At 34.8% G+C, this 15,411-nt stretch carries 12 protein-coding genes; 6 read left to right on the plus strand and 6 right to left on the minus strand.

Going from position 1 to position 15,411, the window contains the following annotated elements:
• Window positions 1-19: 19 nt before the first annotated feature.
• Entirely contained in the window at window positions 20-946 is a 927-nt protein-coding gene (locus C568_RS0114120; RefSeq protein ID WP_029427308.1) for a DMT family transporter, read from the minus strand.
• A 119-nt stretch (window positions 947-1,065) separates the two neighbouring features.
• Between C568_RS0114120 and pdxR the strand changes: the two genes are divergently transcribed.
• Entirely contained in the window at window positions 1,066-2,463 is a 1,398-nt protein-coding gene (gene pdxR / locus C568_RS0114125) for a MocR-like pyridoxine biosynthesis transcription factor PdxR (RefSeq protein ID WP_018781910.1), read from the plus strand.
• A 40-nt stretch (window positions 2,464-2,503) separates the two neighbouring features.
• Here the strand turns inward: pdxR and C568_RS0114130 are convergent, their stop codons facing one another.
• The 3 genes from C568_RS0114130 to C568_RS0114140 form a co-directional block, all read right to left on the minus strand.
• Window positions 2,504-3,016 (minus strand): GNAT family N-acetyltransferase, encoded by a 513-nt coding sequence (locus C568_RS0114130; RefSeq protein WP_018765592.1) that lies wholly within the window; start codon window positions 3,014-3,016, stop codon window positions 2,504-2,506.
• A gap of 191 nt (window positions 3,017-3,207) precedes the next feature.
• Complete coding sequence (locus C568_RS0114135; RefSeq protein ID WP_003194963.1) at window positions 3,208-4,584, minus strand: HAMP domain-containing sensor histidine kinase; 1,377 nt, start codon at window positions 4,582-4,584, stop codon at window positions 3,208-3,210.
• A 141-nt stretch (window positions 4,585-4,725) separates the two neighbouring features.
• A complete protein-coding gene (locus tag C568_RS0114140; RefSeq protein WP_018781911.1) occupies window positions 4,726-5,397 on the minus strand; it encodes a response regulator transcription factor in 672 nt (223 codons plus the stop codon).
• 337 nt (window positions 5,398-5,734) lie between these two features.
• Between C568_RS0114140 and C568_RS36115 the strand changes: the two genes are divergently transcribed.
• Window positions 5,735-5,857, plus strand: coding sequence for a hypothetical protein (locus tag C568_RS36115; protein ID WP_003194959.1), 123 nt, complete (start codon window positions 5,735-5,737; stop codon window positions 5,855-5,857).
• 421 nt (window positions 5,858-6,278) lie between these two features.
• Here the strand turns inward: C568_RS36115 and C568_RS0114150 are convergent, their stop codons facing one another.
• Entirely contained in the window at window positions 6,279-6,785 is a 507-nt protein-coding gene (locus C568_RS0114150) for a GNAT family N-acetyltransferase (RefSeq protein ID WP_018781912.1), read from the minus strand.
• A 318-nt stretch (window positions 6,786-7,103) separates the two neighbouring features.
• Window positions 7,104-7,913 carry a formate dehydrogenase accessory sulfurtransferase FdhD gene (gene fdhD / locus C568_RS0114155; RefSeq protein ID WP_018765589.1) on the minus strand — a complete coding sequence of 270 codons (810 nt, stop codon included), beginning with the start codon at window positions 7,911-7,913 and terminating at the stop codon, window positions 7,104-7,106.
• A 293-nt stretch (window positions 7,914-8,206) separates the two neighbouring features.
• Here fdhD and fdhF point away from each other — a divergent pair, with 293 nt between their 5' ends.
• The 4 genes from fdhF (at window position 8,207) to ald (ending at window position 15,403) form a co-directional block, all read left to right on the plus strand.
• Window positions 8,207-11,149: a formate dehydrogenase subunit alpha gene (fdhF, locus tag C568_RS0114160; protein ID WP_003194950.1), complete on the plus strand. Its 2,943-nt coding sequence runs from the start codon at window positions 8,207-8,209 to the stop codon at window positions 11,147-11,149.
• A 12-nt stretch (window positions 11,150-11,161) separates the two neighbouring features.
• Window positions 11,162-11,644 carry a DUF1641 domain-containing protein gene (locus C568_RS0114165; protein WP_018781913.1) on the plus strand — a complete coding sequence of 161 codons (483 nt, stop codon included), beginning with the start codon at window positions 11,162-11,164 and terminating at the stop codon, window positions 11,642-11,644.
• 203 nt (window positions 11,645-11,847) lie between these two features.
• Entirely contained in the window at window positions 11,848-13,719 is a 1,872-nt protein-coding gene (locus C568_RS0114170; protein ID WP_018781914.1) for a glycerophosphoryl diester phosphodiesterase membrane domain-containing protein, read from the plus strand.
• 550 nt (window positions 13,720-14,269) lie between these two features.
• Window positions 14,270-15,403, plus strand: coding sequence for an alanine dehydrogenase (gene ald / locus C568_RS0114175; protein WP_018781915.1), 1,134 nt, complete (start codon window positions 14,270-14,272; stop codon window positions 15,401-15,403).
• The last annotated feature ends 8 nt before the right edge of the window (window positions 15,404-15,411 follow it).

A 15,411-nucleotide genomic window follows, 5' to 3' on the forward strand; every position in this document is an offset into this window, starting at 1 on the left:
CCTCTTTTGACATTTTGTACTATATTTGTTCAGTTGTAAATGTAGGCTCTGCATCTTTTGCTGGCATTGTTAAGAAAATAACAGCAATGACGATACACACACCGCCTAGTAATTGGTATGCTCCGAAAGATTCTTTTAGCCAAGTGATGGAAACAATAGCTGCTACAAGCGGTTCAATACTAGATAAAATACTTGTCTCTGTTGCTGATAAATATTTTAGACTACCAATGTAAAGAAGGAAAGAAAGTGTTCCACTTACAATGATTAGAATTAGCATAGAGAATGTTTGCAACGTAAAGGTTTGTGAAAGTTGTTTCCATTCGAAGAAGCGATTACAAATAAATAGTGCAAGACCCCCGATTAACATACCCCAGCCAATAATAAGAGCCGTCCCCCATTGTTTAATAAGGGAAGCTGGGTGCAGTGTGTAAAAGGCAAAACCAATTGCTGTTAACACCCCAAATAAAATCGCTTCTTTCGATAAGACAATATTTTGGGCGGATCCATTTGTAATGATAAAGTATGTTCCTGTCAGGGCAGAGACAATTGCCAATACTTGCATAATGGAAGGAAGCTTTTTATGTTGCACTGCAACATAAATAGTAATGAGAACTGGCCCTAAAAATTGAAATAGAGTAGCGGTAACAGCGTTGCTAATATGCACTGTTTCGATAAAAGCATACTGTGCGCCAAGCATCCCGAGAATAGAGAAAATGATAAGTTGTAAAAGATGGCGTGGGTGTTGCCAAATACGAAATATATTTTGTTTTTTGGTAAGTAAGAAACATAAAATAAAGACCCCAGCAAGCAATAGGCGAATTACTAAAAAATCGATAGATGATACCTTAGTATGTTGAAAAAGCCACTGAATCATCGGACCTGATACTCCCCATAAAGTAGCTCCTGCAATAATCATAATGAGGCCGAGTCGTCTGTTATTGTTCATCATCATGATGCTCCTTTCTAAGATTGATTTTTAAAAATTTACATGATAGAAGGAATTATATATAACTTCTGGTACTATAAAAAGTATCAATAATTCATTTTATAAAGGGGTCAGATTTCATGTTAGAATTAACACCAAATTTGAATATGGAGGAAAAAATCCCACTGTATGTACAGTTATACGAGTATATAAAAGCAGAAATAAGAAGTGGAAAAATCCCTCCTTTGACGAAGCTCCCAGCAAAAAGAAAGTTAGCGATGCATTTAGAGGTAAGTAAAAATACAGTGGAATCGGCATATGAACAGCTTCTTGCAGAAGGATATATTGAATCAGTTTCACGTAAGGGGTATTTTGTATGTGAAATTGAACAAATGGTACATACAGTGAAAAAAAGAGAAGTTGTTAAGGAAGTACTGCATAGGGAACAGAAATATAAATATGATTTTACACAAACAGGTGTAGATGCAAATGCATTTCCATTCTCGGTTTATCGAAAGATTTCAAACGAGGTATGGCAACTAGAAAATAAGGATCTACTCTTTCTTGGCCATCCCCAAGGTGAAGCGAGTTTGCGTGAGGAGATGGCGAAATATTTATATGAATCAAGAGGTGTGAGATGTTCAGCAAGTCAAATTGTAATAGGGGCCGGAACACAATTTTTAATAAGAATGTTATTTCAGCTGCTAAAGGGAAGTCACTTTGCAGTTGAAAATCCAGGATATCACCGGAAATTGGTTACCTTTGAGAAAGGAGAAGAAAATGTTCAGATGCTCTCGCTTGATGAGGATGGGATTTGTATTTCAGATTTAGAAGGTAGTAATGCAAATGTTGTGTTCGTTACTCCATCTCATCAATTTCCGTGTGGAATGATTATGCCAATTAAAAGAAGGATGCAACTATTACAATGGGCACAAGGGGAGCGTGGACGTTATATTATCGAAGATGATTATGATAGTGAGTTTCGTTACTCTGGAAAGCCGATTCCAGCATTGCAAGGGCTTGACACAGAGGGAAATGTAATTTATATGGGAACATTTTCAAAAGCATTGCTTCCATCATTACGTATGAGCTACATGGTGCTGCCTAAACAGCTAATTGAGTTGTATCAAACACAATATTTATTTTATACACAAAGTGTTTCAAGAATCGATCAAGAAATCATTAGAAGGTTTTTAAATGAAGGATATTGGGAAAAACATATTCATAAGATGCGAGTCGTTTATCGGAAAAAGAGAGATGCTCTTGTCTCAGCGATAGAAAGGTACTTTTCTAATAAGGTGGAAGTGATAGGAGAAGATTCTGGCTTACATATCTTATTAAAGGTTCACAATGAAATGTTAGAAGAAGAATTAATAAAAAGAGCAGCTGAAAATAGTATAAAAGTATATCCAGTTTCTATGTACTATAAAGAAGGGACTACTTCAAAAAATACAGTTTTACTTGGGTTTGCTATTTTATCAGAGGCAGAGATTGAAGAGGCAATTCAGTTGTTATATAATGCGTGGTTTGCAATGTAAAATGGTAATAAAAAAATCCTCATACTTGAGGACTTTTTTATTAGTTTTCTTCATCTAAGAATAAAACCATATGCTCTTCATCCCAGTACTGGCCGTTATATTTTAAAGAGCGCTCTTGTACACCAAATGTTTTAAATCCTAATGATTCGTAAAGTTTTTTTGCACCATCGTTTCCGACAACAACATCAAGCATAACTTGTTCTACTTCTAATGTTTTTGCAAGTTCAATACACTCTTTAATGAGCGATTTTCCTGCTCCAAGTCCACGTGCTTTTGGAGATACATATACTGAGCCGATTTTTGCTTTATGCTCTTGTTTCACGTATGGTTTCGTTTCCAAGGTTGCAACCCCGATTAATTTATCGTCTTTAAATGCACCTAGTGTATAGTTTTCATCTTGTGCTAATTTCTGTGCTTTATACTCAATCGGGCATTCTTTATTAATAATATCTTCATAAGAAGAACTAAAAGCCTCTGGATTTTGTTTTAATCCTTCTACACGAAGTTCTAAGTAAATTTCTGCCTCTTGTTTTGTTAATACATGGATTTCCAATCGTATCACCCTCCGAACCTTTCACAGTTGTATTTACATTTTATATTGAAATAAGAATAATTTCAAAAGGTCAGCTCGTACTAGTAGTATTTTAATGTGTTTACTAATAATTTGCGAATAAATATTGGCTATTAATATAATATCACCAGCAGTTTTGAAGTAAAGACACTACTGGTGATTTAACGTACATATTATTCAATTGGTAATTCAATAATAAATTCAGTTCCAATTCTTAACTTACTTTTTACTTGAATGGAGCCGCTGTGTAATTCAACAATTTCTTTTGCAACAGCTAGACCGATTCCTTTCCCCCCTGTAGCTCGAGTTCTTGATTTATCAACTCGATAAAAACGATCAAAAATATGTGGAATATCTTCCTGTGGAATACCTTCTCCTTCATCTTGCACACTTATAGAAAAAGTATTCTCATTTTGTGATGCGTGTACAGTAATAATTGATTGTTCATAAGAATGCTGATAGGCGTTGTGTAATAAATTTAGCATAACTTGTTCCATTCGGCGTTCATCCATACATACATCGAGGTTATCTACACAGTAGAACTTAATTTTCATTTGTTTTTTAGCAAGTGTAGTTTTTGTTTTCTCAATCATGCGCTCTAGAAAAGGCAAGAGTGGAACTTTTTGTTTTTTTATAATAAATTGATGTTGTTCTAGCTGAACAAGATCGAATAAATCTTGAACGAGTCCTGTTACACTATCGGTTTCATCTTCGATAATTTGTAGGTATTCTTCACGTTCTTCTTTAGATAAAGAATCTCTTTTAGCAACTTTCGCATAACCTTTCATATACGTGAGTGGTGTGAGCAGTTCGTGTGCTACACTTGCAAGAAATTCATTTCTTTCTTTTTTCATGTAGGCTAATTCACTGGATAATTCTTCAATTGTTGTTGCTAAACTACCGAGTTCATCATTGCGTTTAATTCCTAATTTAATTGGTTTATTCAGCTTTAACATTTTTTCTGTTGCACGTTTCATTTTAATAAGAGGATCGGTAATGACACGAGAAAAGATAAATACAGAAATGGTTGTTAAAATAAGAGTTAGTATACCAATAATAATAAATTGACGTGTTAAACGAAGAATCATTTTTTCTAAGAAGGCTGTATCTAAAAACATATGTACATACCCAGCTATTTGTCTATGAATGATAATTGGCGTTGCTGTTGAAATAAATTTCGATGTTTTCCAATTTTTCTCAACCAAAGTTCCATCTATTGAAGTACAGTTTATTTTGGAGGCAAGTTGCTTTTTCATTTCTTGTGTTACCGGATCAGAAGAGGAAAGGATTTGCCCATTAGTGTCTGTTATGACTAACTTTGTATCTGAATTAGAATGTGATTCCATTGCTGCAGCATGTTCAAAAGCTCGTGGCCCATAACGTCTTGAAATAAAGTTACTATAGCGCTTTCCTTTTTCTAAAAGGGCGGATTTTTCTTCCTCGATACGCATGTTCGCCAGACTTGTATGACAAGATACAAAGGCAATTGTTTCAATACATAAAGCTAATATTAAGAAATATGTACCAATTTTGAGCGAAAGTTTGTTCATTTTTTCACCATACCTTTATTTCACATTAATGGCCAGCGGAAGAAATCTCACCACTGACCAAAGTTTTATCACGTGTTGTTTAACTAATTCTAAGTGTGAGGTGAGTCATGTCCCACTTAGAAAAGTTTCGCATTATTATTTTCATTCGCTTTTCCACTTATATCCCACTTTATAGATAGTCTCTAAGTATTTTTCAACAGGAAAGTCTTTTTTTCGTAATTTATCACGGATATTGCGAATATGTGAGTCAACAGTACGATATTCAATATCTGTTTGATAACCCCATATTTTTCCAATTAAATCATCACGGCTATAAGCTCGGTTTGTATTTTGTAAAAACAGTCCTAGTAATGAAAACTCGATAGGTGTAAGGGGAATTTTCTCGCTGTAAACAGTAACAGTATGTTTTGTTTTATCCCATTCAATGCCATTGAAGCTTATAAAACCATCCTTTTTTGTTCGGCGCAGTACAGCTTCAATTCGTGCAACTAGTACTTGTTCGTCAAAAGGTTTTGTAATATAATCATCGGCTCCCATTGTAAGTCCTTTTACCATATCGTAGTTTTGATTACGAGCTGTTAACATTATGATTGGAACATTGCTGATTTGACGGATTTGATAACATGTATCCCATCCATCCATATTGGGCATCATCACATCTAACAAAATGATATCGAAGTTCTTTTGTTGAATTAGTTCAAGAGCTTCTATACCTGAATTGGCTTTCATACAAAAATAACCACGTGGGCTCAAAAATAAATCTAACAATCGCAACATGCGTTCTTCATCGTCTACTAATAAGATTTTAATCATAGTCTTGTGCACCTCAAAACATTCATTCTACTTTGTATAGTTTACATGAAAATAATAAAAAACTCTGTTTACGTGATTGAATTGTAGTGTATTTTTTCTACTAAGGCAATTGACATAAAAAATGCACTACTTTTGCACAACTCTTTTTTATAATAGAAAGCGTAGCGACACAAAATACCCTATGTTGCGACATAACGTCATGTCATTTTATTTATAAAATGACAATTCCATTCTATTGTGTATGTGAGATAGTGAGGAATTTCGTATTCACCTCGCATCGGATAAGGAAAATCTCCTATCTCACACTTTTTTTATTGTTATAAAGGGGACTATACACGTGAGTAAAAAAGAAGAACGTTTACAAAAAGATAAACAAGAGCGCAATGCTATTGTGATGTGTATTGCCGTATCTATGCTAATTATTGTGACGTGTGCTAATAAATTTTTCGGAATTCTATAATAGATGTAAAGGCTCATTGTTTCATTTTGAGAAACAATGAACTTTTTTATTTGTACGTAAAAATCCCCTGTATGCTATGTACAGGGGATTTTTGTATAGGAAGGAATCAAAAAAATGATAGAAGCTTTATACAATAAACCAAGGAAGAATTGCTAATCCTGAAGTGACGATTATTGTACCAAAAATGAACAAAATAAGATGTTTGTGCTGTTTCATATCTGTTATTCCTCCAATTACTGATTTTATTCTATTACTTCTATTATTTTTTCATCTCTCATGTCTTTTTGTTGTGATTTCGTACTTTTAGTATAGCGAAGAGGAGGGAATAGAACCATTCAATAAGATGACGGGAACATTACATTGTTGTAAGAAAAAACACCTTTATCGAAAGGTGTTTTTTATATAAATTGATGCTATACAATTAGTCATTTAAAAATAAAACCATATGTTCTTCATCCCAATACTGTCCATTGTGCTTTAAGGCACGTTCTTGTACGCCATACGTTTGGAAGCCAAGCGATTCGTATAATTTTTTCGCAGTTTCATTTCCCATAACAACATCAAGCATGAGCTGTTCAACATGTAGTTTATATGCATTTTCAATAATAGCTTTTATTAATGCACGTCCAGCTCCAAGACCACGAGCTTTTGGAGAGACATAAACAGAGCCGATTTTTGCTTTATGTTCTTGTTTAATAAATGACTTTGTTTCTAATGTAGCAATTCCAATTAAATCATTATCTTTAAAGACACCAATTGTATATTTATTAGGGTTATCTAACCGTTTTGCCATTGCAGCAATAGGATCCTCATGTTTTAATACATCTTCATAAGAGGAACTAAAGGCTTCTGGATTTTGTGTTAATCCTTCCATACACACTTTTAAATAAATTTTTGCATCCTCTTTTGTTAATAAACGAATTTCCATAGCTGTAACCTCCTCAGTTTATCCTGCTTTATAGGAAAATAAATAATCTGCTTTAATATTTAAAGAAGAAATTTGTAATCCGTAAGGGTCTGATGATTATATTGATAGAGCATCTACTGTGTATTCATAAACATATTCTGTACGTATTCTTTCTTAATTTGTAAAAGAATAAGAAGATATATGCGAGGAAGACAGGTGTCTTCATTTGTTTTTTAGTAATTCACTTTATGTAATGAAATTATATATTAACTTTATTAACTATTCAACAAATAAATATATTACATTTTTATAACTAAAAAACGATCCCTTTAGCAGGAATCATTTTGTTTCTGGTATATATCCTTCAACTCGTTCTGGATGAGTATAAATATTACAGGAGTCATTACGAATAAACCCAACTACAGTAATGCCTAAATCATGAGCGAGCTGTAATGCTAATTTTGTGGGAGCTGATTTAGAAAGAACAATTTCGCAACCGATTTTAGAAACTTTGAGTAAAATTTCAGATGAAATACGACCGCTAAATGCGATGATTTTTCCTTTGACAGATATGTTATTACGTAAACAATGACCATATATTTTATCTAATGCGTTATGTCTTCCAATATCCATTCTTGATATGAGAACGGTATTTCGATCGCACAGGGCGGTATTATGAACCCCGCCTGTTTGACGAAACGTAGTAGAAGATTGCTGTAAGGTGCTCATTAAATGAAAGCATTCTTCTGGAGTAATTGTTACATGTATATCATGTAAAGTTTTTGCTTTTGCTGCATCGTTTACAAAAACAAACCCTTGTCTACTTTTGCCGCAACAAGAAGTGACATATCGTTTGTTATATAGCGTTTGATAGAGTGGATTGATTTGTGATGTTTTTACATGAGCAACCCCTTTGTCTTTCTGTATCCATAACTCATCAATGTTCTCATAAGAAGCAATAATTCCTTCAGAAATTAAAAAACCTATTATCATATCTTCAATATAATTTGGAGTGCATACAACTGTTACATATTCTTCCCCGTTTAATTTAATTGTTACAGGGGATTCTGTAACAACTTCATCTTCTCGTTCGGAAAAGGCTCCTCCTTGATAACGTATCATTTTATATGTTTCTTGGACAGGCTCCATACTATTTTCCCCTTCGTATGTATTTTTCTTCCTATTCATCATAAAACATTGAAAATATAAAAGCATCCGTTATCTATATTATCAGAAGATTATTTGGTGATTATTGTATATGTGAGATATAATAGAGTAGTAGAATAGTGTCATTTTAGGCTTTTGTAGTATACCTTATAGCATCAAGAATCGACTTCTAAGATAGGATTTCAACAGAGCGTTTCAAAAAATGTACAGCAATATAGTTTTGAAAACGGATTCAAAACTATATTGTACAGTTAGTTGTAAGGAGAGGGGAAACTATGGCAGAACAAACGGTTCGTGTAACCGTAGATGGAAAGGAATTTCTTTCATCTGGTGAAAAGACGATACTGCAATTATTTAACGAAAGTAATTTAGAGCACCCACAAATTTGTCACGTACCAGAGGTTGATCCAATTCAAACTTGTGATACATGTATTGTAGAAGTGGATGGAAAATTAATGCGTGCTTGTTCAACGAAATTAGAAAATGGTATGCATATCGAAAGACAATCAGCGCGCGCAAAAGAAGCACAAACGGAAGCGATGGATCGAATATTAGAGAATCATTTATTGTATTGTACAGTATGTGATAATAATAACGGGAACTGTAAAGTCCATAATACGGTACATATGATGGGAATTGAAGAACAGAAATATCCATATGAACCGAAAGTTAGTGCAAAAGAAGTGGATATGACTCATCCATTTTATCGTTACGATCCCAATCAATGTATTGCTTGTGGACAATGTGTAGAAGTATGTCAGAATTTACAAGTAAACGAAACATTATCGATTGATTGGAGTTTAGATCGTCCGCGTGTTATTTGGGATAATGGGGTGAGTATTAACGATTCCTCTTGTGTTAGTTGCGGACAATGTGTAACAGTTTGCCCTTGTAACGCATTAATGGAAAAATCTATGCTTGGGGAAGCTGGATTCATGACTGGATTGAAACCAAATGTTTTAGACCCAATGATTGATTTTGTAAAGGATGTAGAACCTGGATATAGTAGTATTTTAGCAGTTTCAGAAGTTGAATCTGCAATGCGTGCAACGAAGATTAATAAGACGAAAACAGTTTGTACATTTTGCGGTGTAGGCTGTTCGTTTGAAGTGTGGACGAAGGATCGTCAAATTTTAAAAGTACAACCTGTATCAGACGCACCAGTAAACGGAATTTCTACATGTGTGAAAGGAAAGTTCGGATGGGACTTTGTAAACAGTGAAGACCGTATTACGAAGCCTTTGATTCGTCAAGGGGATATGTTCGTTGAAGCATCATGGGAAGAAGCATTAGAAGTTGTTGCGTCCAATATGCAACATATTAAATCGGAACATGGTAGTGATGCATTTGGCTTTATCTCTTCTTCAAAAGTAACAAATGAAGAAAACTATTTAATGCAAAAGTTAGCTCGTCAAATATATGGAACAAATAATGTGGATAACTGTTCTCGTTACTGTCAATCGCCAGCAACAGATGGTTTATTTAAAACTGTTGGTATGGGCGGTGACGCTGGGACAGTGAAAGATATTGCTGAGGCAGGACTAGTCATTGTTGTCGGTGCAAACCCGACAGAGGGACATCCAGTACTTGCAACACGTGTAAAACGTGCTCACAAATTGCATGAACAAAAACTAATTGTAGCGGACCTTCGCAAACATGAAATGGCAGAGCGTGCTGATCTGTTTGTTCATCCGCGCCAAGGAACTGACTATGTATGGCTTGCTGGTGTAACGAAATATATTATTGATCAAGATTGGCATGATAAAAAATTCTTAGATGAAAATGTGAAGAATTTTGATGAATATAGCAAGATGTTAGAAAAATATACACTTGATTATACGGAAAGTATTACAGGTATTTCTAAAGATACATTAAAAGAAATGGCTCGTATGGTATACGAAGCAGATGGTACTTGTATACTTTGGGGTATGGGTGTTACACAAAATACAGGAGGAAGTACAACATCTGCAGCGATTTCAAACTTACTTCTTGTAACAGGTAACTATCGTCGCCCGGGTGCAGGTGCATATCCACTTCGCGGACATAATAATGTACAAGGTGCTTGTGATATGGCAACATTACCAAACTGGCTTCCAGGTTATCAAGCGGTATCGGATGATGCAATGCGTGCGAAATTTGAAAAAGCATATGGAACTACGATTCCGAAAGAGCCAGGGCTAAATAACATTGCGATGCTACTTGCAGCAGAAGAAGGAAAATTGCGTGGTATGTATGTTATGGGAGAAGAAATGGCTTTAGTAGATTCAAATGCAAATCATGTACAGCATATTTTAGCAAATCTTGATTTCCTTGTTGTTCAAGATATGTTCTTATCAAAAACAGCGCGCTTTGCGGATGTTATTTTACCAGCAGCACCAAGTTTAGAAAAAGAGGGAACATTTACAAATACAGAGCGCCGTATTCAACGTTTATATGAAGTTATGAAACCGCTTGGTGATTCTAAACCAGACTGGTGGATTTTACAAAAAGTAGCACGTGTACTTGGTGGGGATTGGAATTATGAGAACCCAAGTGAAATTATGGATGAAATTGCATCACTTGCGCCGCTCTATTCACAAGCAACATATGATCGTTTAGAAGGATGGAACAGTTTATGCTGGGGAAGTCATGACGGTAGTGATACACCGTTATTATATGTCGATGGTTTTAATTTCCCTGATAAAAAAGCCCGTCTTTCACTAGATGAATGGGTGCCGCCAGTTGTAGCGCCAGAAGACTACGATTTATTATTAAATAATGGTCGTATGTTAGAACATTTCCATGAAGGAAATATGACAAATAAATCAGTGGGGATTCTATCCAAAATTTCTGAGGTGTTTGTTGAGATTTCGCCTGAGCTTGCTACTGAGCGGAATGTGAAAGATGGTGGCCTTGTAGAACTGACATCACCGTTTGGGAAAATCAAAGTACAGGCACTTATTACAGATCGTGTGACTGGAAACGAGTTATATTTACCGATGCATGCGACAGTAAATGAAGAAGCGATTAATATTTTAACAGGAACAGCGACAGACCTATATACGTGTACACCGGCTTATAAACAAACGATGGTGAAAATGCGTGTACTACGTGAAAAAGGAAATCGTCCACTTCCTGCTTCAAACCCAAGAGATAAAAAGCGTCATCCGCAAAATGGTGTTGAAATTCAGCAGAAATGGCAGAGAAAGCAGTACGTATCACTTGTGGATCAGAACTAGGGGGCGAAGAACGTGGCAAAAGAAATTACATTGATTCAGAAAAAGGTCATTACAGAAGCAGAAAAGAAACAACAGTTATCAGATGAACTGCTAACCCAATTAGCTGAGAATCGTGAAGCGGTAGAAGAGACGATGCAATTGTTAGCACAGTTGCAACAAGCTGGCATATTAGATGCAGCAATTAGTTTGCTTGCTGCAAAGGAAGATGTTTCTAAAATTGCTGTTGAGCAATTAAATCGTGAACCGGTAAAAAATGCATTAAATAATATGATGGGGGCAGGAGAAGCGCTATCTTCTGTTGATCCAGAAGTAACAAAACAGGTGACATCGAGTTTAGTTACAGGATTACAATTTGCAACAGACGAATTAAAAAAGGGTAGGAAAACAAAGGTTATGGACTTCTTTAAAGTATTAAAAGACCCGGATATTAACAGAGCCATTACTTTTGGATTTAGCTTTTTAAAAGCATTTGGACAAGGATTAGAGAAAAAATAAGGTGAAATTTTAGTCAGTGGGGGTCTTACTGACCGTCAATAGTGTGGTGGAAATGAGAAAGAGTGATGGGGGTGTGCCTGTCACTCTTTTTGGGATGTATAAGAGTGTTCATATTAAGCGGAATATATTATTATAAAAAAGATGGATTTGAAATAGAAATATGGAATCCATCTCAAATATAGTGTTAGAATTTGGAGGAATTTATGCTACACCGTAAAAGACTATCTATACCAGGAGTCATGAAACATTCCTTTCAAACAGTACAATTTGCTTTTTGGAATGTGTTGGCGTTTCAGCTTGTTTATAAACTATTAGCAGCCATTGTATTTATACCGTTATTCGGTATGATTTTTAATAAGTTGTTGTATTTGGGCGGCTATGCAAATGCGACAAACGATGAATTGCTAGCTTTTTTGAAAACTCCATATGGTATCGCAGCTATTTTCATTTTATCGATATTGGCACTTTTTCTCATTTTTACGGAATTTGCGGTACTTATCATTATTTCGTATTTTGCACATAAACGACAAAGGGTAAAATTGCGTCCGATTCTGTATAAAACGGTAACGTATTTACCTTCTCTTTTCACATATTGTTTACCAGGATTTATTTTGTATGCGGTAATCTTGTTACCTCTTTTAAGCGTCGGTTATAAATCTGCACTAATCCCTGAAATTCAAATTCCTAATTTTATTACAGGAGAATTGTTTAAAACGACAATGGGGCAAGTAGGATATTATACCTTTTTTGCTGTAGTTGCGTATTTAAATTTGAGATGGATTTTTGTTTTTCCTATTATTGTTTTAGAAGAAAAACCATTTCGCGCAGCTGCACGTAAGAGTGCAAAGTTGGTAAAAGAAAGCTTGTTTAAAGTCTTATTCTTTTTAGTCGGACTTTTTATCTCGATAGGGATTATGTTCGTTTTATTTATGGGTCTGTACTTATTACTTTTATGGTGTGTGTATGAATTTACGAATCCAAAAGGAACATTTGCTTTATTAGCGGAATCTACCCTATCTGTATTTTTGACGAGTACATTATATTTATTTAGTTTTATTGTAACGCCGTTTTATATTATGGCATTGACAAGACTTTATTTACAAAAGGTTCCAGTTGAAGATGTTTTATTAGAAGAAGGCTTAGATTATTCCAAAACAAAAGCAGATAAATGTTTTTTTAAAAAGCATCGTTTGAAGTTTATTGGTGTATATATTGTTGGTATTTTCACCGTGGGCGTGGTTGTTGCTTTTATTGTGACGTTTATTACGAATTCATATAAAGAACCCGTTATTATGGCGCATCGTGGATATGTTTCCAAAGGAGTAGAGAATACGAAAGAGGCCTTGCAAGGTGCGATTGATGCAAAAGCAGAGTATGCTGAAATTGATGTGTTGCAAACAAAAGATGGTGAATTGGCAGTGATACACGATTTGAACTTAAAGCGTCTTGCGAATGCCAATGTACAAGTATCGGATTTGACGATGGATGAGCTTCGAAAGCTTACTCTTCATCAAGATGGATTCACGGGAAGAATTAGTACACTTGATGAGATGATTAAGCTTGCGAAAAACAAGATAAAACTCAATATAGAAGTGAAATTGCACGGAAATGAAAAAGATTTTGTAAAGAAAGTATTGAAAACAATAAAGGAAAATGACTTTGAAAAACAATGTGTCATTCAAACATTGCATTATCCGCTCATTAAAGAATTTAAACGTGCAAATCCAAACATAAAGGTAGGATATATTTTATATGCAAGTAGAGCAAATTTAAAATACGTTCAAGCAGATTTTTATGTTGCAGAAGAATATATGTTAAATAAAAGCTTAGTAAAAGCAGCACGAAAGTTAAATAAGCCAATTTATGTATGGACTGTAAATGATATGGAAAGCTTTAAAAAATATTATAAGCTTAATGTCGATGGGATTGTTACAGACTACCCTGTGGATGCACAAGAAGCCGTTAAAATGATGAAAGAGCAAGAAGAAAGTGAAACAGATGTGTTTGATAAGATTACAGAAACAACGGAAGATTTATTTTCAAAGTTATTCATAGGTTATCCAGCTGCCGGTTAAATATCGGTAGCTGTTTTTATTATATAAGTACAAATTGAAAAACCGACATAAAATCTAATTTTTAGGTGGGAGAGAGCATTCGATCATGCATAGAAGCGGTCAAATTCTTTTCCTATCCCATGCCAAGAACAACCGAGTGTAAAGTCACCTTCTTCTCTTCATAGCAGTCATTTATATGTTGAAAAATTAAAATGGATTTATATAAAAAAGAATATACTTCTAAAATGTTACAGGGGATTTTAATTGCATATGTATGCGGTTTGTATTGTTTTTTCACATTGTTATATTATTGTCAAATAATAAAATATTAACGTTGGATTGCAAAGGTTATAATAAAAAGAGAGTGATAGATAAACGGAATATGAGAAATCCCCCTGAAAAATAAAGTTCTTTATATTTACACTATTCAAAATATAAAAACTTTTAAAATCTAGTATGTTAGCGTTTTCATAACTTTTAAGTTATGCTAGAATAAGGACATAAGTTATTAATTATTAAAAAAAGAAAAAAGAATTCCTTTTTTCTGTTAATTATAAGGGGGCATTTCATTATGCGTATTGGGGTACCAACAGAAATTAAAAACAACGAAAACCGTGTGGCAATGACACCAGCTGGTGTTGTACATTTAGTTCGTAACAATCACGAAGTATTCATTCAAAAGGGTGCAGGTATAGGATCTGGTTTTACAGATGCTGAGTACGTTGAAGCAGGTGCAAACATCGTTGATACAGCTGAAGAAGCTTGGAACATGGATATGGTAATGAAAGTTAAGGAACCAATTGAAAGCGAATACAAGCACTTTAGTGAAGGTTTAATCTTATTCACATACTTACACTTAGCTCCAGAACCAGAATTAACAAAAGCATTAATTGAAAAGAAAGTTGTTTCAATCGCTTATGAAACAGTACAATTAGAAAACCGTTCTTTACCATTACTTGCACCTATGAGTGAAGTAGCTGGTCGTATGTCTGCGCAAATTGGTGCACAATTCCTTGAGAAAAACAAAGGCGGCAAAGGTATCTTACTTGCAGGCGTTCCAGGAGTAAAACGTGGTAAAGTAACAATTATCGGTGGTGGACAAGCTGGTACAAATGCTGCTAAAATTGCAGTTGGACTAGGTGCGGATGTAACAATCATCGACTTAAGTGCAGAACGTCTTCGTCAATTAGATGACATTTTCGGTAACCAAGTGAAAACTCTAATGTCTAACCCTTACAACATCGCAGAAGCTGTAAAAGAGTCTGATCTTGTAATCGGTGCGGTATTAATTCCAGGTGCAAAAGCGCCAAAACTTGTAACAGAAGAAATGATTAAATCAATGGAACCAGGTTCTGTTGTAGTAGATATCGCAATTGACCAAGGTGGTATTTTCGAGACAACTGATCGTATTACAACTCATGATAACCCAACTTATGAAAAACACGGCGTTGTTCATTATGCAGTTGCAAACATGCCAGGTGCGGTTCCACGTACATCAACTCTTGCATTAACAAACGTAACAGTACCATACGCAGTACAAATTGCAAACAAAGGCTACAAAGAAGCTTGCCTAGGCAACTCTGCATTATTAAAAGGTATTAATACATTAGCTGGTTATGTAACATTCGAAGCGGTTGCAGAAGCTCACGGTGTAGAATACAAAGGTGCAAAAGAATTATTAGAAGCAGAAACTGTATCTTGCTAATTGAAGCA

Source organism: Bacillus sp. 95MFCvi2.1 (assembly GCF_000374965.1).
Classification (GTDB): Bacteria; Bacillota; Bacilli; order Bacillales; family Bacillaceae_G; genus Bacillus_A; species Bacillus_A pseudomycoides.

Excerpts from the sequence above, each read along its gene's own strand:
- C568_RS0114120 (WP_029427308.1), bottom strand. The coding sequence starts at position 946 with ATGAACAATAACAGACGACTCGGCCTCATTATGATTATTGCAGGAGCT.
- pdxR (WP_018781910.1), top strand. The coding sequence starts at position 1,066 with ATGTTAGAATTAACACCAAATTTGAATATGGAGGAAAAAATCCCACTG.
- C568_RS0114135 (WP_003194963.1), bottom strand. The coding sequence starts at position 4,584 with ATGAACAAACTTTCGCTCAAAATTGGTACATATTTCTTAATATTAGCT.
- C568_RS0114140 (WP_018781911.1), bottom strand. The coding sequence starts at position 5,397 with ATGATTAAAATCTTATTAGTAGACGATGAAGAACGCATGTTGCGATTG.
- C568_RS0114150 (WP_018781912.1), bottom strand. The coding sequence starts at position 6,785 with ATGGAAATTCGTTTATTAACAAAAGAGGATGCAAAAATTTATTTAAAA.
- fdhD (WP_018765589.1), bottom strand. The coding sequence starts at position 7,913 with ATGGAGCCTGTCCAAGAAACATATAAAATGATACGTTATCAAGGAGGA.
- fdhF (WP_003194950.1), top strand. The coding sequence starts at position 8,207 with ATGGCAGAACAAACGGTTCGTGTAACCGTAGATGGAAAGGAATTTCTT.
- C568_RS0114170 (WP_018781914.1), top strand. The coding sequence starts at position 11,848 with ATGCTACACCGTAAAAGACTATCTATACCAGGAGTCATGAAACATTCC.
- ald (WP_018781915.1), top strand. The coding sequence starts at position 14,270 with ATGCGTATTGGGGTACCAACAGAAATTAAAAACAACGAAAACCGTGTG.